General features: G+C 72.4%; 16 protein-coding genes and 1 tRNA gene. 6 read left to right on the top strand and 11 right to left on the bottom strand.

Annotated features, from left to right (window positions below; all coding sequences use genetic code 11):
- The first annotated feature begins 28 nt into the window (after positions 1-28).
- Together ACSUPR_RS23575 and ACSUPR_RS23570 are read left to right on the top strand one after the other, a co-directional pair.
- Positions 29-1033: a LacI family DNA-binding transcriptional regulator gene (locus ACSUPR_RS23575; RefSeq protein ID WP_436886904.1), complete on the top strand. Its 1005-nt coding sequence runs from the start codon at positions 29-31 to the stop codon at positions 1031-1033.
- Entirely contained in the window at positions 1030-1209 is a 180-nt protein-coding gene (locus tag ACSUPR_RS23570) for a hypothetical protein (RefSeq protein WP_436886903.1), read from the top strand. The genes ACSUPR_RS23575 and ACSUPR_RS23570 overlap by 4 nt, the downstream gene beginning before the upstream one ends.
- Before the next feature lie 79 nt (positions 1210-1288).
- On the opposite strand, the gene ACSUPR_RS23565 is transcribed toward ACSUPR_RS23570, so the two are convergent.
- The 3 genes from ACSUPR_RS23565 to ACSUPR_RS23555 are packed head-to-tail and all read right to left on the bottom strand — an operon-like array spanning position 1289 to position 3929.
- Positions 1289-2095, bottom strand: a complete 807-nt coding sequence (locus ACSUPR_RS23565) for an ABC transporter permease (protein WP_436886902.1) — start codon at positions 2093-2095, stop codon at positions 1289-1291.
- Positions 2095-3081 (bottom strand): ATP-binding cassette domain-containing protein, encoded by a 987-nt coding sequence (locus tag ACSUPR_RS23560; protein WP_436886901.1) that lies wholly within the window; start codon positions 3079-3081, stop codon positions 2095-2097. Before ACSUPR_RS23560 ends, ACSUPR_RS23565 begins: the two co-directional genes overlap by 1 nt.
- The gene (locus tag ACSUPR_RS23555; protein ID WP_436886900.1) at positions 3078-3929 is read right to left on the bottom strand and encodes an alpha/beta hydrolase; all 852 of its coding nucleotides are present in this window, start codon (positions 3927-3929) and stop codon (positions 3078-3080) included. Before ACSUPR_RS23555 ends, ACSUPR_RS23560 begins: the two co-directional genes overlap by 4 nt.
- Before the next feature lie 374 nt (positions 3930-4303).
- Between ACSUPR_RS23555 and ACSUPR_RS23550 the strand changes: the two genes are divergently transcribed.
- Positions 4304-4801 (top strand): SRPBCC family protein, encoded by a 498-nt coding sequence (locus tag ACSUPR_RS23550; protein ID WP_436886899.1) that lies wholly within the window; start codon positions 4304-4306, stop codon positions 4799-4801.
- A gap of 262 nt (positions 4802-5063) precedes the next feature.
- Here the strand turns inward: ACSUPR_RS23550 and ACSUPR_RS23545 are convergent, their stop codons facing one another.
- Both ACSUPR_RS23545 and ACSUPR_RS23540 read right to left on the bottom strand, forming a co-directional pair.
- On the bottom strand, positions 5064-6611 hold the full coding sequence (locus tag ACSUPR_RS23545; protein WP_436886898.1) for a pectate lyase family protein: 1548 nt from the start codon (positions 6609-6611) through the stop codon (positions 5064-5066).
- 675 nt (positions 6612-7286) lie between these two features.
- A tRNA-Ala gene (locus ACSUPR_RS23540) sits at positions 7287-7359 on the bottom strand.
- Between the two features lie 163 nt (positions 7360-7522).
- On the opposite strand from ACSUPR_RS23540, the gene ACSUPR_RS23535 reads away from it, so the two are divergent.
- Positions 7523-7816 (top strand): GroES family chaperonin, encoded by a 294-nt coding sequence (locus ACSUPR_RS23535; RefSeq protein ID WP_220565614.1) that lies wholly within the window; start codon positions 7523-7525, stop codon positions 7814-7816.
- 54 nt (positions 7817-7870) lie between these two features.
- Here the strand turns inward: ACSUPR_RS23535 and ACSUPR_RS23530 are convergent, their stop codons facing one another.
- Positions 7871-8467: a TetR/AcrR family transcriptional regulator gene (locus ACSUPR_RS23530; protein WP_436886897.1), complete on the bottom strand. Its 597-nt coding sequence runs from the start codon at positions 8465-8467 to the stop codon at positions 7871-7873.
- A 144-nt stretch (positions 8468-8611) separates the two neighbouring features.
- Between ACSUPR_RS23530 and ACSUPR_RS23525 the strand changes: the two genes are divergently transcribed.
- Positions 8612-10366, top strand: coding sequence for an ABC transporter ATP-binding protein (locus ACSUPR_RS23525; RefSeq protein WP_436892114.1), 1755 nt, complete (start codon positions 8612-8614; stop codon positions 10364-10366).
- Between the two features lie 64 nt (positions 10367-10430).
- On the opposite strand, the gene ACSUPR_RS23520 is transcribed toward ACSUPR_RS23525, so the two are convergent.
- The gene (locus ACSUPR_RS23520) at positions 10431-10847 is read right to left on the bottom strand and encodes a YybH family protein (RefSeq protein WP_436886896.1); all 417 of its coding nucleotides are present in this window, start codon (positions 10845-10847) and stop codon (positions 10431-10433) included.
- A 39-nt stretch (positions 10848-10886) separates the two neighbouring features.
- Entirely contained in the window at positions 10887-11936 is a 1050-nt protein-coding gene (locus ACSUPR_RS23515) for an FAD-dependent monooxygenase (RefSeq protein WP_436886895.1), read from the bottom strand.
- A 53-nt stretch (positions 11937-11989) separates the two neighbouring features.
- Between ACSUPR_RS23515 and ACSUPR_RS23510 the strand changes: the two genes are divergently transcribed.
- Positions 11990-12538, top strand: a complete 549-nt coding sequence (locus ACSUPR_RS23510; protein ID WP_436886894.1) for a TetR/AcrR family transcriptional regulator — start codon at positions 11990-11992, stop codon at positions 12536-12538.
- A gap of 33 nt (positions 12539-12571) precedes the next feature.
- On the opposite strand, the gene ACSUPR_RS23505 is transcribed toward ACSUPR_RS23510, so the two are convergent.
- The 3 genes from ACSUPR_RS23505 to ACSUPR_RS23495 all read right to left on the bottom strand — a co-directional run bounded on the left by ACSUPR_RS23505 (position 12572) and on the right by ACSUPR_RS23495 (position 15810).
- A complete protein-coding gene (locus ACSUPR_RS23505; RefSeq protein WP_436886893.1) occupies positions 12572-13483 on the bottom strand; it encodes a carbohydrate ABC transporter permease in 912 nt (303 codons plus the stop codon).
- Positions 13480-14328 (bottom strand): carbohydrate ABC transporter permease, encoded by an 849-nt coding sequence (locus ACSUPR_RS23500; RefSeq protein WP_436892113.1) that lies wholly within the window; start codon positions 14326-14328, stop codon positions 13480-13482. The genes ACSUPR_RS23505 and ACSUPR_RS23500 overlap by 4 nt, the downstream gene beginning before the upstream one ends.
- A gap of 165 nt (positions 14329-14493) precedes the next feature.
- Positions 14494-15810, bottom strand: a complete 1317-nt coding sequence (locus tag ACSUPR_RS23495) for an ABC transporter substrate-binding protein (protein ID WP_436886892.1) — start codon at positions 15808-15810, stop codon at positions 14494-14496.
- Between the last annotated feature and the right edge of the window lie 27 nt (positions 15811-15837).

Below are 15837 nucleotides of genomic sequence, written 5' to 3'. Positions count from 1 at the left end.
GACTCCGATCCGGGACACAATGGTCGCTGTGACAGGAATCCGACCCGGACGCCGCCCCACCATCGTCGACGTGGCCGCCGCCGCCGGGGTGTCCAAATCCCTCGTGTCCCTGGCGCTGCGCGGCGATCCGGGGGTGAGCGAGGAGACGGGGGCTCGCATCCTGGCCGCCGCCGACCGGCTGGGCTACCGCTCCAACCGGTTGGCCCGCGGCCTGGTGCAGGGCCGCACCATGATCCTGGGCGTGCTGCTCACCGACCTGGCCAACCCGTACCACACCGAGGTCGTGGCGGGGGTGGAGGAGGCCGCCGAGAGCCGCGGCTTCACGGTGCTGCTGGCGCACGGCCGCCGCGACCGGCAGCGGCTGGAACACCAGCTGGACTCGCTGCTCCAGCTCAACGTGGACGGGGTCGTGGTGGTGAGCTCCTGGGTGGGGCCCGCGGCCCTGGCCGACGCGGCGCGCCGGGTGCCGGTGGTGATGGTGGGGCGGCCGCAGGAGTTCGCCCCGGGGGTGGACACGGTCGCCAACGACGACGAGGCCGGGGCCCGGGCCGCCGTCCGGCACCTCCTGGAGCTGGGCCACACCCGGATCGGGCACCTGTCCGGCAGCGGCAGCCCGTCGTCGCGCTCGCGCGAGTCCGGGTACCGGCGGACCATGGAGGAGGCCGGACTGGGCGGGGAGGTGCTGGTACATCCGGTGGGCGCGGACCGGGAGCGGGCGGCGGCCGAGCTGCTGGCGCGCGGGCCCGGCGCGGTGTTCGCCGTCAACGACCTGGCGGCGCTGGCGGTGCTGGACCACGCCCCGGCGGAGGTGTCGGTGGTGGGCTACGACAACACGTCGCTGGCCGAGGTGACCCGGCCCCGGCTGACCAGTGTGGACCAGCCGCGCGCGATCATGGGAAGGCTGGCCACCGAGCTGCTGTGGGAGCGCATGGGCGGCCGCGCCGGGGACCGGCACGAGGTCCTGGCCCCGGCACTGGTGGTGCGCGATTCCACCGCACCGCCCGGAGAACGGCGGGGAGGCGGTACGCCATGACGGATCCGGTCGAGGTCCTGCGGCGCTGGGAGGAGCACGGGGGCGTGTGGCGGGTGGTGGCGCGGACGGACACCGAGGTGACGGTGTCGCTGTGCCGGTGCGACGGCGGCGAGGAGATGGAGCGCCTGGTCTCGGACGACCCCGGCCTGCGGGCCTTCGTGGACGCGCACCCGTGAGGAACGCGGCCGCCCCCGCGGGCCCCGGCCTCCGCCGCTGCGCGCCCCGGAGCCGCGGACGCCGCGTCGGACACGCCCGCTACCGGGCGGCCGCCCGGTAGCGGTGCACCGCCAGCGGAACGAACACCGCCAGCAGTACCAGCGGCCACACCAGCGCCATGAGCAGCGCGTTCTGGGCCACCCAGGAGTCGGACACCACCCCGGGCGAGCCGAACAGGTCGCGGGCGGCGATCACCGTCGCCGACAGCGGGTTCCACTCCGCCAGGGGCGCCAGCCAGCCGGGCATGCTCGAGGTGGGCACGAAGGTGTCGGCGACCATCGCCAGCGGGAACACCAGGGAGAAGAACTTCATGGCCGCCTCCGGGCTGCGCACCACCAGGCCCAGGTAGATGCCGATCCAGGTGAAGGCCAGCCGCAGCCACAGCAGCAGCCCCAGGGCCGCCAGCGCCGAGAGCCACCCCTCGTTCCAGCGCCACCCGATGAGCAGGCCCATCCCGGCCAGCACGGCCAGGTCCACCACCCCGGCGACCACGTCGGAGACACTGCGTCCGGCGAGCAGCGCCGACGGCGCCATGGGCAGGGTTCGGAAGCGGTCGATGACGCCGCGCCCGGCGTCGGAGACCACGGCGATGGTGGTGTTGCCGATGCCGAACGCCATCGTCAGCGCGAACAGGCCCGGCATCAGGAAGTCGCGGTAGTCGTCCACCCCGGCGGCCGCACCCATGGTCTCGCCGAACACGAACCCGAACAGGAGCACCGCCAGCACCGGGATGAGCAGGGTGCCGATCAGCTCGTCGGGCTTGTGCACCAGGTGCGACAGGTAGCGGCGGGCCACCACCCCGGTGTCGGACAGCGCCCAGCCCAGGCGCCTCGCCATCGTGTTCATCACGCAGCCTCCCCGGCGGACCCGTCCTCGCCCGTGCGGCGGCCGGTCAGGCTGAGGAAGACCTCGTCCAGACTGGGCCTGCGCAGCGCGATGTCCTCCACATCCAGCCCGGCCTCGTCCAGGGCCCGCACCACCTTGGCGAGCTCGCTGCCGCGCCCGCCCACGGGGGCGCGGACCGTCTGGGTGTCCGGGTCGGCGTCCAGCGGTGTCCCGCACACACGGCCCAGCACCTCCACGGCCTTGTCGAGCTCGGAGGGGTCGGAGACCACCACCTCCACCCGGCTGCCCCCGACCCTGCGCTTGAGCTCCTCGGGCGGGCCCTCGGCGATCACCCGCCCGGCCTCCATCACCGACACCGTGTCGGCGAGCCGGTCGGCCTCCTCCAGGTACTGGGTGGTGAGCAGCACGGTGGTGCCCCGGTCGACGAGGTCGCGCACCGCCCGCCACACCTCGGCGCGGCTGCGCGGGTCCAGGCCGGTGGTGGGCTCGTCCAGGAACAGCACCTGCGGGTCCAGGATGAGGCTGGCCGCCAGGTCCAGCCGGCGGCGCATCCCGCCGGAGTAGTGGCGGACCGGGCGCTCGGCGGCGTCGGTGAGGCCGAACCGCCCCAGCAGTTCGGCGGCCCGGGCCCTGGCCGCCCCGGGCCGCAGGTGGTGCAGACGGGCGAACATCTCCAGGTTGCGCCGTCCGCTGAGCACCTCGTCCAGGGCCGCGTACTGGCCGGTGAGGCCGATGCGCTCGCGCACCCGCCGGCTCTGGGAGGCCACGTCGTGCCCGGCCACCCGGACCCGTCCCTCGTCGAAGCGGACCAGGGTGGACATCGCCCGCACGGCGGTGGTCTTGCCCGCCCCGTTGGGCCCGAGCAGGGCGTGCACCGTTCCGGGGTGCACGGCCAGGTCGAATCCGTCCAGGGAGGGCCGGCTCCTGGACGGGTAGGTCTTGCGGACCCCCTCGGCGAGGATCACGGGTGCGCCGGTACCGGTCACTGGGCGATCTCCTCCCGCTGCGCCGGGACGGGACGGGAGGGGACGACGGGGCGCGGCAGCGGGGTGCGGGACACCGGGTCGACCAGGGTGACCTCCTCGTAGCGGCCCAGCCCGATCCGGGCCATGTTGCGCACCGACTCGCTGCCCTCGGTGTAGTAGGCGCAGTGGCCGGGGATGTCGCCGGTCTCGATGCGCAGGGCCCCGAAGCCGGGCCGCAGCGGGGTGGGGCCGTGGCCGAGGTCGCCCGCGCGGCCGCGCGGGAAGAAGCGGATCCAGTCCTCGCGTCCCTGGGCGACCCACAGGTTCCCCGAGTAGCGCAGGTCCGCGGTGGAGGAGCCGCCCATGCCGGGGCTGCCCAGTGCGATGCAGTCGTCGACGCGGGCCTCGGCCAGCGCCAGTCCGCACACCACCGTCCCGTAGCTGTGCCCGACCAGGGTGATGTGGGCGTGTCCGGGAAGGTAGTGGGTGAGCCGGACGAGGTCGGGGGCGGCCTGCCGGGCGGGGCCGCGCATGGCGCCCTCGAAGAATCCGCGGGGGGTGTCGTAGCCCATCCACACCACGACGGCGAAACGTTCTCCACGGGCGATGGAGCCCATGGTCCTCAACAGCGTGTTGCCGTTCACCCGGGGGCGGGTGGGGCGGCTCGGATCGAAGTAATTACCCAGGTAATTGTCGTTCCCCGGAACGAGGACGACGATGTGGTCGGCGGTCGCCACATCGCCCAGGGCCTCGACGATCCGACCGTCACCGGTGTCGTCGTACGCCAGCAGTCGAAGGCCGTTCCACTCCTGCTCCTCGTAGTGCAGAGGCGCCGGGGGAGGCGCGGTCCGGGGGCCCGCCGTGATCATGATCCTCCGTCGGATCGAGGGATTCTTTTGAGGCTTACGACGTTAGATGCGCGGACCGTCGCATTCGAGGGTGCCGCCTCCCGATTCATCGTCCACCCACGCCCACCCCGGGAGTGGTGGTGGCACTACCGACGAAAGTGGTGGAGGCCTCGTGAACTGCGGTTTCTCATTTCCCTCCCGGGAATTGCCGGCTCACGCCATTCTTCCGTGACCGATTCCGGCCGCCACCCGTTCACCGCCCGCACACCGTTCGAACGTCCGGGGAAATTCCGGGGAATCGTCGCGCCGGCCGGTCTCTCCGAAAGCCGTGCGGCCGCCCGCGCCCCGGGGCGGCCTCATCGGAATCGTCGCACCGGCCGGTTATCCTCGCCCCCATGAGACCTGAACCGACCGGGCGCCTGGTGACCACCGACACGGGGCGGGACCTGGTGTTGACCCGCACCTTCCGTGCACCGGTCCGGGACGTGTGGGCGAGTGTCACCGAGTCGGAGCGGACCGCGCTCTGGTTCGCCTCCTGGACCGGCGAGCCCGGCCCGGGGCGGACGGTCCGCTACCGCCTCACCCTGGAGGAGGGGGCGCCGGAGGGGGACCTGCGCATCGACGCCTGCGAGCCGCCCCGGCTGCTGGCCGTGAGCAGCGAGGACGAGTACGGATCCTGGCGCCTGGAGGTGCGTCTGGCGTCCGAGGGGGACACGACGACGCTGACGTTCGTCCACCACCTGGAGCCGGACACCGACCTGGGATCGGTCGGGCCCGGCTGGGAGTACTACCTCGACGCGCTGGCGGCGTCCCGCTCGGGGGCCGCGCCGCCGGAGTTCGGTGCCTACTTCCCTTCCCAGCGGTCCTACTACGAGGGCCTGGCCCCCTCCTGAGGAGCCTCGCCCCGGACCGTGGGACGGTCCCGACGTGCGGCCGGCCCGTCCGAGAGAACGGACGGGCCGGCGACGGGTCGGCCTAGGCCGTGTTTTTTCGAACCTCCGCTCCGCTTCGGTTCGCGTTCGGCGCCTTTGGAAGGCGGGAACCCTCGGCCCCACGGGAACGTCCTCGTTCCCCGGACACCCCCTCCGGGCCTGCAGAACCCCGCCGGCGCCTCACACACCCCCGCGGAACAGGACGGCACTCAAAAAACAGAACCTAGCCGTTGGCGTAGGTCTCGAACTCCGCGACGCGCGGCGTTCCGCTCGCGCTGGTGATCTCGAAGTTGATCTTGCTCAGCGTCGTCGGGGAGAAGGTGATCACACCGGCCCCGCTTCCGGTGGCCAGGACGGCGCCGGTGTCGTTGTTGACGACCCGCCAGGAGCCGATGTTGCCCGTGGCCCCGGCCGCCTCGCGGATGTTGACCGCCGAGACCCTGGTGGCGGAGCCCCACTTGACCGAGATGCGGCCGGTCGAGCCGCTCGGGGACCAGTAGGTGCTCGCGTCGCCGTCGACGGCGTTGCCGTAGCTGGTGCCGCCGCCCTTGCTGGAGCCGTCGGCGCCGGCCCCGATGCTGAGGTTGGTCCCGCCGGGGGGGTCGGTCGGACCCGGGTCGGGGTCGGTCGGGTCGGGGTCGGTCGGACCCGGGTCGGTCGGGTTCTCCGCCCGGCAGTTCCCGTCGGAGACCCGGTTGCCCTTGCCCGCGCCCGCGATCTGCTGCACCATCCCCGGCACGCACCCGGCGTCGTCGAGCTTGTAGGGGTAGGGGATGCTCACCGAGGTGGTGGACTGCGGGTCGGGGCCGGCGGGGTAGTTCTCGCTGCCCTGGCTCGACCAGGTCACGTTGTCGAAGATGTTGCCCGCGACCTGCCAGGAGCCGCGCTCGTTGGTGTAGAAGGTGCCCAGGACGTCCTTGGAGTCCTCGAAGTAGTTGTTCTCCACCTTGGCGCGAGCCCCGGCCCGGGAGTTGATCCCGGACTGCGCGATGTCGACGTAGTGGTTGTTGTACATGTGCGCGATGCCGCCGCGCAGCAGGGGAGCCCGCGAGTCGAGGTTCTGGAACACGTTGTGGTGGTACGTGATGAAGCCGTTGGACAGGTCGCTCTCGCTCGACCCGACCAGGCCGCCGCGCCCGGAGTTGCGCAGGATGCTGTAGGAGAGGGTGACGTACTGGGTGTTGTTCTTCATGTCGAACAGGCCGTCGTAGCCCTGCGACTCCCCGCCCGATGCCTCCAGGGTCACGTGGTCGACCCAGACGTTGCGGACACCCGCCTCCATGCCGATGGCGTCGCCGCCGTTGGAGGTGGGCGAGCCGGACTTCTTGACGTTCTTGACGGTGACGTTCTGGATGATGATGTTGCTGGACTCGCGGATGTGGATGCCCAGCTGGTCGAACACGGCCCCGCTGCCGACTCCGACGATGGTGACGTTGCTGATCTTCTTGAGCTCGATGACGTCGGCGGCGGTGTCGCAGCCGGTGCCCGAGACCTTGGTGGTGTTGCCGTGGTTGATGGTGCCCTCGACCTGGATGATGATCGGGGTACTGGTGCTGGGGCGGTTGCACAGCGCCTGATGGATCTGGGTGCCGGTGGTGGCGCGGACGGTCTGTCCGCCCGCGCCGCCCGTGGTGCCGCCGTTCTGGGTCGCATAGCCCGTGGCGCTACCGGTCTGGGCGGCCGAGGGTGACACCGAGAGCGTCAGTCCTGCTGCGACCATGGTCGCGGCGGCCAGCGTCGACATGAAGCGACGCGCGATCAACCGTTTCACCGCTTCCCCTTTCCTCGTGGATGAGTGGTGATGTGTGTCACCGAGATTAAAGAAAGCGCTTTCCAAGTCAAGGGGGGTTACTGCAACCGTTTGCAGGCCCTCATAGCGCCGGACCGCCCTCCGGCGGCTCTGTCCTGCGTTTTCTCCTGTCGGCCCCCGCCGATATTGGAATCGGGTACCCGATCACTGCAATCGGTTGCATTACGGACGGTCGACGCCCGGCCGTACGCCGGGGCCCGCTCCGGAACGAGTCGGCCACCCCGGGGACACGGGGCCCTCCGGTGTCACGAGGACACCCGGCACCGTCATCCCGCGGGCGAAGCCCGTACGCGGTGAAAGAGGCCCCGCCGCCGAACGCCCCGACGCACGCGGCCCCCGCCCCGGGGGGTACTCGGCGGGCGGGGGTCTCCCCCGGCGGGCACGACGAAGACGACCCTGCGAGCGCGTCCAACGCGCGGGCAGGGTCGCCTCAGAACCGAGTGGAACACGGGTGACCCGACTGCAACCCCCGGGGCGAAGCCCCGCGATGCAAGAAACCGCTGCTGCCACCCCGCCGATCACCGCGGCCCGGCCGCAGGGGGGCGCCTCGGGGGGACCGGGGTCTCCCCCCGGTGAACACGAAGGACGACCCGGCGAGGCGGCCGAAGGCCCCCGAGCAGGGTCGTCCCGAGTTCGTGGAGCTATGGGGATTCGAACCCCAGACCTCCTCCATGCCATGGAGGCGCGCTACCAACTGCGCCATAGCCCCTGGTGCGCCGCTCGGTTGCCCCGGTCGGCGATGGAAATACTGTACCGGAGGTTAAGGGACGGTTGAGCCAGGGGGGCGGCCCCGTGCCCTGTGGTGGGGGCGGCGACTCCCCGCCGGAGGCGAATACCCTGGACGGGTGGCCGAATCAAAGCTAGAAATCCAGATGCTCCACGACCGCCTGTTGGTGAAGACGGTCCCTGACAAGAGCGAGCGGCGCAGCAGCGCGGGTCTGGTCATTCCGGACACGGTGAAGCTGGCCACCCGGCTCGCCTGGGGTGAGGTGGTCGGTGCCGGGACCGGTGCCCGGCACGTCAAGACCGGGGACCGGGTGCTGTTCGACCCGGAGGAGCAGGGCGAGGTCGAGTTGAACGGCGAGCGGTACATCATCCTGCGCGAGCGGGATGTGCACGCGATCGCCAAGGAGGCCCCCGAGCGGGGCACCGGCCTGTACCTGTAGTCACGTGTCCCGCCTCCGGGCCCGGCGGTTCCCGGAGGCCCCTCCCCCGCCCTGTCAGCCGTCCCGGCCGGGCCGCCGCTCCACCGCTTTGACGAGTGAGTGCAGGCACAGGGTGAGCGCCTCGTAGGCGGGGACCCTGGCCGTGGTGACGTAGCTCCATCCCGCGTACAGCCCGGCCCACAGCAGCTGCTCGGCCCACACCGGGCCGATCCTGGGGTCGATGGTGCCGTCCTCGTGCCCCCGCTCGATGAGCGCGCGCAGCGCCAGGTCCGCCTGGCCGCACTCGTCCTCCTGGCCGGCGGCCTCGGTCAGGTCGTCGGAGCCGAACGCCAGCATGACCACCTTGCGCAGGGTGAAGTACTCGGCGACGAGCCGGGTGAACGCCTCGATCCCGGTGCCCTCGGTGGTGCGGGCCCGCTCACAGGCCTCGTTGACGAGTTCGTCGGCGTAGTCGCGCAGGGCGTGGGTGAGGTCGGCCCGTTCGGCGAAGTAGCGCTGGAGGGTGCTGCGGGCGACCCCGGCGGTTCTGGCGACCTGGGACAGCGGGGCGGCGGGGTTGTCACCGAGGACCTGCACGGCCGCGTCCAGGATGGCGCGGCGGGTGCGGGCACGGGTCCTCGTCTCTTCGTCTGAGGCTGCGCTCTTCACCATGCACTCATCCTAGGGTTGCAGGTATTTGGTTGACAATAATCGGTCACCTATGACCTAATTTCAAACATGCCTGATCCTATTGAGATTCGTGATGACCCATCCCGGGCCGAGTCCCCGGCCGAACCGCGCTTCGCCCAGCTGAAGGTGCTGTGGTCGTTCGTGCGCCCGCACCGTCGCAAGCTGCTGCTGGGCCTGGTCCTGGCCCTGTTCGGTTCCGCCCTGGAGCTGGCCAACCCCATGGTGGTCAAGCTCGTCCTGGACACCCTGGGCGACGGGGGCGGGCTGCTGACGCCCATCGCCCTGCTGCTGGGCCTGTTCGCGGTCGGCGCGGTGCTGGGCATGTACCACTGGATCCTGCTGGGCACCGTCGCCGAGAAGGTCGTGCTGGACGCCCGCACGTCCCTGGTGCGCCGCTACTTCCGGGCGGCGCTCATCCCCCTGTCCCGGCGCTCCTCCGGCGAGCTGGTCACCCGGGCCACCTCCGACACGGTGCTGCTGCGCGAGGCCGCGTCCAGCAGCGTCATCAGCCTCATCAACGGAGCCGTCCTGCTGGTCGGCACCCTGGTGATGATGGCGGTCCTGGACCTGGTCCTGGTCTCCGTCACGGCGGGGGCGGTGCTCGTCGTCACCGTCCTGTTCCTCACCCTGATGCCCGCCCTGGCCAAGGCCCAGGAGAAGGCGCAGAACTCGCTGGGCCTGATGGGCGGCGTGCTGGACGGGGCTCTGCGGGCGATCCGCACCGTCAAGGTGAGCCGGGCCGAGGAGCGCCTGGGCGACACCATCCTCCTCCACGCGCGGGAGTCCGCCGAGCACGGCGTGCGGGCGGTCCGCCGGGAGGCGGTGGCCTGGACGATCGCGTTCAGCGGCATCCAACTGGCGATCATCGCGATCCTGGGTGTGGGCGCCCTGCGGGTGGCCTCCGGGGACATCGGGGTGTCCACCCTGATCGCGTTCCTGCTGTACGCGTTCACGCTGCTCACCCCGGTCATGGAGCTGTCCCAGAGTGTGAGCACGCTCCAGTCGGGTATCGCCGCGGCCAAGCGGATCCGCGAGGTGGAGGCGATCCCGCTGGAACCGTCCGCCGAGGGGCCCGCGGCCCCGGCGGACGCAGCGGCCTCCGGAGGGCGGGCCCCGGACGCCCTGCTGGAGCTGCGCGGGGTGACCGCCCGCTACGCCCCCGGCGCCGCCCCCGCGCTGAGGGGGGTCGACCTGGTGATCCCCCGGCGGGGGCACACCGCGATCGTGGGCCCGTCGGGGGCGGGCAAGACCACGGTGCTGTCGCTGCTGCTGCGCTTCCTGGAACCGGAGGGCGGGGAGGTCCGGGTGAACGGCACCCCCTACCGGGAGCTGAGCCCCGACCAGGTGCGCGCCCACTTCGCCTACGTGGAGCAGGACACCCCGGTGGTGCCGGGCACCCTGCGGGACAACCTGCTGTTCAGCAGACCGGACGCGACCGAGGAGGAGATCCGGCGGGTGGTCGGGGACGTCCGGTTGGCCGACAAGGTCGACGCCCTGGAGGAGGGGCTGGACACCCCGCTGGACGCCACCGCGTTCTCGGGCGGCCAGCGCCAGCGCGTGGCGCTGGCCCGGGCGCTGCTGCGCTCGCCGGACGTGCTGCTGCTGGACGAGGCGACCTCGCAGGTGGACGCCATCACCGAGGCCGCGATCACCGAGAGCGTACGGCGGCACGCCGACCGGGCGGCCGTGGTGACGGTGGCGCACCGGCTGTCGACGGTGATCCACGCCGACCGGATCATCCTGATGGAGGAGGGCGGGGTCCGCGCCCAGGGGACGCACGCCGAGCTGCTGGAGCGCGACGGGCTGTACCGGGACCTGGTCGCGGCGCTGCACATCGCCGAGGCCGGAGCCGGGGTACCGGAGCCGTCCGCGGCCGGCTGACCCGCGGGCGCGATCGGCAGCGCCGCCCCGGGCCGGGTCCGCCCGGTCCGGGGCGGTTGCGCGGTCAGGGCGTCCCGGGCGCCCCGGCCACGCCGAACGGGTTGTCGATGACGTACCGCCACAGCCCGTCGGCCCCGCGCCGGGCCACGTCGGTGGCGGTGCCGCGGATGTCGACCTCCCGCCCGTCGGGGCCGGTGCCGCGCACCTCCCAGTCGACGACGAGGAAGGCGAGGTCTCCCGCCTGGTGGATGTGCCGGGGCCGCACCGCGATCGGCACCCCCAGCGACATGAACCGGGCGTTGCCCTCGCGCCGGTCCGCGCCCGTCAGGGGGGCGTCGGGGTCCAGGACCAGGATCCCGTCCTCCTCGTAGACGCGTTCCACGAGGTCGGGGTCGCCGGAGTTGAAGGCGCTGGCGAACACGGCGGGGTGTTCGCGCACGTCGGTGGTCAGGGGCAGAACACTGTCGGATGATCCGTTCATGGCCCCAGCCAACCGGGGTGGCGGCCGCGGGTAAAGCGATTATCGGAACAGCGCCCCCGCGGTGCGCAGGGTCCCGTCGCGCAGTCCGGTGAGGCGGGTGGCGGTGGCGATCCGGCTCACCGCCCGGGAGGCGCGTACGAGCCGGCCCGCCGCACGGCGGCGGACCCGGTCGTAGTGGGCCAGCCCCGCGGCGGCGGTGGGGGCCTCGCCCAGCGCCCGGGCCAGGACGGCGGCGTCCACCAGGGACTCGCAGGCGCCCCGACCCAGGTTGGGGGCCATGGCGTGGGCGGAGTCGCCGATGAGGACGTGGCGTCCGTGCACGTAGGAGGCGGGCGCGGGCAGGTCGTAGAGGGTGCGCCGGTCGACGGCGGTGCCGGGCAGGGCGTCCAGCACCCGGGCGACCTCCGCGTGCCAGCCGCCGTACAGCCGGCGCAGCAGGTCGACCGGGGGCTCGCCGCGGTCGGGTACCAGGTCGGCGCGCAGGGCCGCGTACCAGTTGGTGCTGGTCCCGTCCATGGGGGTGACGCCGAAGATGCGGCCGCTCCCCCAGGTCTCGGTGAAGGCCTCGGTGTGGCCGGGCACGGCACCCCGGTAGGCGACGGTGCCCAGGCGCCGGGCCGCGGGCGCGCCGGGGAACGCGCCCCGGCGGACGGTGCCGTTGAGGCCGTCGGCCCCGACGAGCACGTCGAACCCGTCGGTCCCCGGGACCGCGGTGACCTCCTCGGCGGTGACGGGGGTGTTCCAGCGGACCGTCCCCTCCGGCAGGGCGCCGACCAGGATCTCCAGCAGCGCGGAGCGGGAGATCAGCCGCGCGGCGGGGGCGCGCGAGTCCAGGCGCGCGAGGGTCCGCCCGTCGGCGGCGGCCAGCCGCGCGGCGGTGGGGACGCTCCCGGTCGCGCGGACCGCCGCGCCCAGGCCGATCCGGTCCAGGGCCTCCAGTGCGGGCGGCCACATGCCCAGCGCCCCGCCGATGTCGGGCGGGCCGGGGTGGCGTTCGCGCACCTCGACCTCCCAGCCCCGTTCCAGCAGGCCGCGTGCGGCCGCGAGCCCGGCGATGCCGCCGCCGACGATGAGTGCTCTACCGTTCATGCCCTCACGTTACTACGATCGTAGTAACAAGTCACTATGTTTATAGTGACCTCATGTCGGAGACTCGCGAACGCGCCCTGGACGCCGCCATCACCCTGCTCGGTACGGGCGGCGTGCACGCTCTCACCCACGGCCGGGTGGACGCCTCGGCGGGCCTGCCCAGGGGCTCGGCCTCCAACCACTTCCGCACCCGCGACGCGCTCATCGCCGCGGTGGTGGAACGGCTGGAGGAACTGGACCGGCGTGACTGGGCCGCGATGGACCTGCCCGGGGAGCCGACACCCGACCGCTTCCTGGACGCCGTCATCCGGTTCGTCGAGAACTCGGTGACCACCGACCGGGTCCGCACCGTGGCCCGCTACGCGCTGTCGGTGGAGGCGACCCACGATCCCCGGATCGCCGCCGCCCTGGACCGGGGCGCCGCCCTCATCCAGGACTGGGGCGCGCGCATCCTCGCCGACCTGGGCGCGACCGACCCGCAGGCCGCGATGCGCACGCTCATGGCCTACGCCGACGGCCTCATCCTGCGGGGGGTCACCCGTCCCGGGATCGTCGAGCCCCGGGAGCGGATGGCCGCCGTGCTCCGCGCCTGCCTGGCCTGACCCGGGGGCGGGGAGGCCCGCCCCCGGCGTTGCTCACCCCTTGACGGCGCCGGAGGTCAGCCCGGCCACGATCCGGCGCTGCAGGACCAGCGCGAAGACGATCAGCGGGACCGACACCAGCACCGACGCCGCCATGACCTGTCCGATGGGGTTCTCGTACCCGACGCGCTCGAAGGTGCCGATGAACACCGGGACCGTCTGCACGTTGAGGTCGCGGGGCGCGAACGAGAACGCCAGCAGGAACTCGTTGGTGGCGTACACGAACGTCAGGATCGCCGCCGCGCCCACCCCCGGCGCCGCCAGCGGCGCCACCACCCGCCAGAACGCCTGGAAGGGCGTGGCCCCGTCCACCTTCGCCGACTCCTCGATCTCCCGCGGGATGCCCGCGAAGAACGTGGCCAGGATGAAGATGGCCAGCGGCAGGGTCAGCGCCACGTACGGGATCACCATGCCCGCGTAGCTGTTGAGCAGGTTGATCCCGGTCAGCGCCTGGAGCTCCAGGTACATCTGGTACAGCGGGTTGACCAGTGCCACCGGCGGGAACAGCGTCGCCACCAGGATCAGGGCCAGCAGCACGAACCGCCCGCGCAGCGGCAGGCGGGCCAGCGCGTAGCCGGCCAGCGCCGCCACGGGGATGCAGATGAGCGTGGTCGCGGCCGCCACGACCAGGGAGTTGCGCAGTGCGAACTGGAAACCCTGGCCGAAGACCTGGTCGTAGTTGTCCAGGCTGAACGGACCGCGCAGGATGTTGGGGTCGGTGAGCGCCGCCGACCCGGTGCGCAGACTGGTCATCCCCATCCACAGGAAGGGGAACAGGCACCACAGCAGCACCACGGCCAGGCCCAGCAGCTTGAGCGTGTGGACCAGGGCGGGCGGCATCCCCCGGCGCGGCCGGTGCGCCCCCCTCACCGCCTCGCGGGCCTGGACCGTCTCGGACGTCGTCATCGCCGCACCTCCCGTGCCGTGTCCCCGACCATGTGCCTGCCCATACGGGAGATGAACGCCAGACCGACGAGCATCACGACCACGAACGTGACCGTGGACAGCGCGCTGGCGTACCCGAGCCGGGGTTCGGCGACCAGGAAGCGCTGCGCGTACACCGACAGCGTCGCCAGCGAGTTGGAGTACCCGGCGAACACGTACGCGAAGTCGAACATGCGCAGCGCGTCCACCGTGCGGAACAGCAGCGCCACCACGATCGCCGGGCGCAGCAGCGGCAGGGTGATGGACCAGAAGCGCTGGAGCGCCCCGGCGCCGTCCACCTCGGCCGCCTCGTAGTAGTCCCGGGGGATCGTCTGGAGGCCGGCGAGCAGCAGCAGCGCCACGAAGGGCGCGGTCTTCCACACGTCGGCGGCGATGATCCCGGCCATGGACCAGAACGGGTCGCGCAGCCAGTTGATGTCCGTGCCCAGAACCGCGTTCGCGAACCCGGGGTTGTGGTCGAACATGTACCGCCACACCTGGGCGGCGACGGCGGTCGGGATCACCCAGGGCACCAGGATGACCGCGCGGGTCAGTCCGCGGCCGACGAACGCCTGGTGCATGATCAGCGCGAACCCCAGCCCGATGGCGAACTCCAGGGACACCGACGCCACCGTGAAGACCAGGGTGTTGAGCACGGCGTTGTAGAAGCCCGGGTCGGTGAGGGCCCGCAGGTAGTTGTCGAGCCCGGCGAAGTCCTGGTTGAACCCGCGGATGCTGTAGAGGCTCATCAGGACGGCGTAGAAGACCGGGAAGAGTGCGATGACGGCCATGAAGGCGAACGAGGGGGCCAGGAAGACCCGGCCCATGGCCCGTTCGCCCAGGCCGTGGCCCGGTCTGGGGCGGGGTCCGCGGCCGCCGCCCCGGGCGGTCCGGCCGCCTCCGCCGCTCCCGCCCCCGCCGCCGCGCTGCCGGGGCACGTGAGCCGTCCGGCCGTCCGCCGTCCGTTCGTTGCTCTGTCGAGTCGCCATGTCCTACTCCTGCCGGAGGGCGTCGTCCGCGGCGCGTTCCACGGCCGTCAGGGCCTGGTCCGTGTCGGCCTGGCCCAGGAAGGCGGGGTGGAGCTCGTCCTGGATCGCCAGGGAGAGCGAGTTGTACCCCGGGACCGGAGGCCGGGCGTGCGCCTCGGCCAGGATGTCGCCGAGCATCTGGAAGTTCGGGTCCTCCGATTCGTCGTAGACGGACTCCATGGTGGGCGGCAGGCTGTTGTCGGCCAGCAGGGCCTGGGCTTCGGGGTCGGTGGCCGCCCACAGCACGAACTCGCGGGCCAGCTCCTTCTCGTCGCTCAGGGTGCTCACGGCGTTGTTGAGCCCGCCCAGGGCGCTGGTGCCGCCCCGGCCGTCGAAGGTCGGCAGCGGGGCGACGGCGAAGTCGTCCGCGACCGCGCTCTCCTCCCCGGCCTCGCCCGACAGCAGCGGCACGGCGTAGGGCCAGTTGCGCATGTACACCGCCTCCCCTGCCTGGAACAGCGCCCGGGCGTCGTCCTCGACCATGGAGTCGTAGCCTTCGGCGTAGAAGCCGCTCGCCTGGGCCCGGGCCATGAAGTCCAGCGCGGTGGCGGCGGCGTCGCCCTCCATGAAGGTGCTGCGGGTCTGCCCGTCGTCGAACAGCTCGCCCCCCGCGGCCCAGAACAGCTCCAGGTAGCTGACGACGAAGCCCTCGTAGCGGTCGCCCTGGCCGACGAAGCCGGAGATCCCCGCCTCCTCGGCGGCCGCGGTCCCGGTCTCGTACAGCTCCTCCCAGGTGCGCGGCGGCTCGTCGATGAGGTCGGTGCGGTAGTAGAGGAACGCGCCGTTGGAGGAGTACGGGAGGGCGAAGAGCTCCTGGCGCCACTGGGCCGTGTCGATCGCCCCGGGCAGGCTCACGCCCTCGACCCGCGGGCGCAGGTCCTCCAGGCTCTCGATGTAGCCGAAGTCGGCGAACTCGCCCGTCCAGATCACGTCCAGCCCCAGGACGTCGAACCGCCCCGCCCGGCTCTGGAGGTCCTGGAACATGGCCTGGCGCTGCTCGTCGGCGGTGGGTGCGAGGAAGAAGACCTCCACCTGCCGGTCGGGGTGGGTCTCGTTCCACAGGGCGGCGACCTGCTCGTGGGCGGCCCGGTCCGCGCCGGTGACGGCCCAGACGAACCGGGGGTCGTCGGCCAGGCCCGCTCCCCCGCCCTCCTCGCCCGGCGGCGCACCGCACCCGGTGGACAGGGCCAGGACCAGGGCGGCGGCTCCGGCCGCGAGCGTGCGCGCGGCCCGTGTTCCGCGGCCCCGTGACCGCGGTCGGTGCCCCGGCGTGAAGAACATGGGCCTCTCCTTCCGCGCCCCCCGTTA

Source organism: Nocardiopsis dassonvillei, from assembly GCF_964273065.1.
GTDB lineage: Bacteria > Actinomycetota > Actinomycetes > Streptosporangiales > Streptosporangiaceae > Nocardiopsis > Nocardiopsis dassonvillei_B.
Note: the sequence above shows the minus strand (reverse complement) of the source record. Positions and strands in the feature narration are given on the sequence as shown.

What these genes read in the sequence shown, in the direction of transcription:
- ACSUPR_RS23520 (WP_436886896.1), bottom strand. Translation starts at nt 10,847, where the DNA reads ATGAACGGATCATCCGACAGTGTTCTGCCCCTGACCACCGACGTGCGC.
- ACSUPR_RS23515 (WP_436886895.1), bottom strand. Translation starts at nt 11,936, where the DNA reads ATGAACGGTAGAGCACTCATCGTCGGCGGCGGCATCGCCGGGCTCGCG.
- ACSUPR_RS23505 (WP_436886893.1), bottom strand. Translation starts at nt 13,483, where the DNA reads ATGACGACGTCCGAGACGGTCCAGGCCCGCGAGGCGGTGAGGGGGGCG.
- ACSUPR_RS23500 (WP_436892113.1), bottom strand. Translation starts at nt 14,328, where the DNA reads ATGGGCCGGGTCTTCCTGGCCCCCTCGTTCGCCTTCATGGCCGTCATC.
- ACSUPR_RS23555 (WP_436886900.1), bottom strand. Translation starts at nt 3,929, where the DNA reads ATGATCACGGCGGGCCCCCGGACCGCGCCTCCCCCGGCGCCTCTGCAC.
- ACSUPR_RS23535 (WP_220565614.1), top strand. Translation starts at nt 7,523, where the DNA reads ATGCTCCACGACCGCCTGTTGGTGAAGACGGTCCCTGACAAGAGCGAG.
- ACSUPR_RS23495 (WP_436886892.1), bottom strand. Translation starts at nt 15,810, where the DNA reads ATGTTCTTCACGCCGGGGCACCGACCGCGGTCACGGGGCCGCGGAACA.
- ACSUPR_RS23550 (WP_436886899.1), top strand. Translation starts at nt 4,304, where the DNA reads ATGAGACCTGAACCGACCGGGCGCCTGGTGACCACCGACACGGGGCGG.
- ACSUPR_RS23510 (WP_436886894.1), top strand. Translation starts at nt 11,990, where the DNA reads ATGTCGGAGACTCGCGAACGCGCCCTGGACGCCGCCATCACCCTGCTC.
- ACSUPR_RS23570 (WP_436886903.1), top strand. Translation starts at nt 1,030, where the DNA reads ATGACGGATCCGGTCGAGGTCCTGCGGCGCTGGGAGGAGCACGGGGGC.
- ACSUPR_RS23565 (WP_436886902.1), bottom strand. Translation starts at nt 2,095, where the DNA reads ATGAACACGATGGCGAGGCGCCTGGGCTGGGCGCTGTCCGACACCGGG.
- ACSUPR_RS23530 (WP_436886897.1), bottom strand. Translation starts at nt 8,467, where the DNA reads ATGGTGAAGAGCGCAGCCTCAGACGAAGAGACGAGGACCCGTGCCCGC.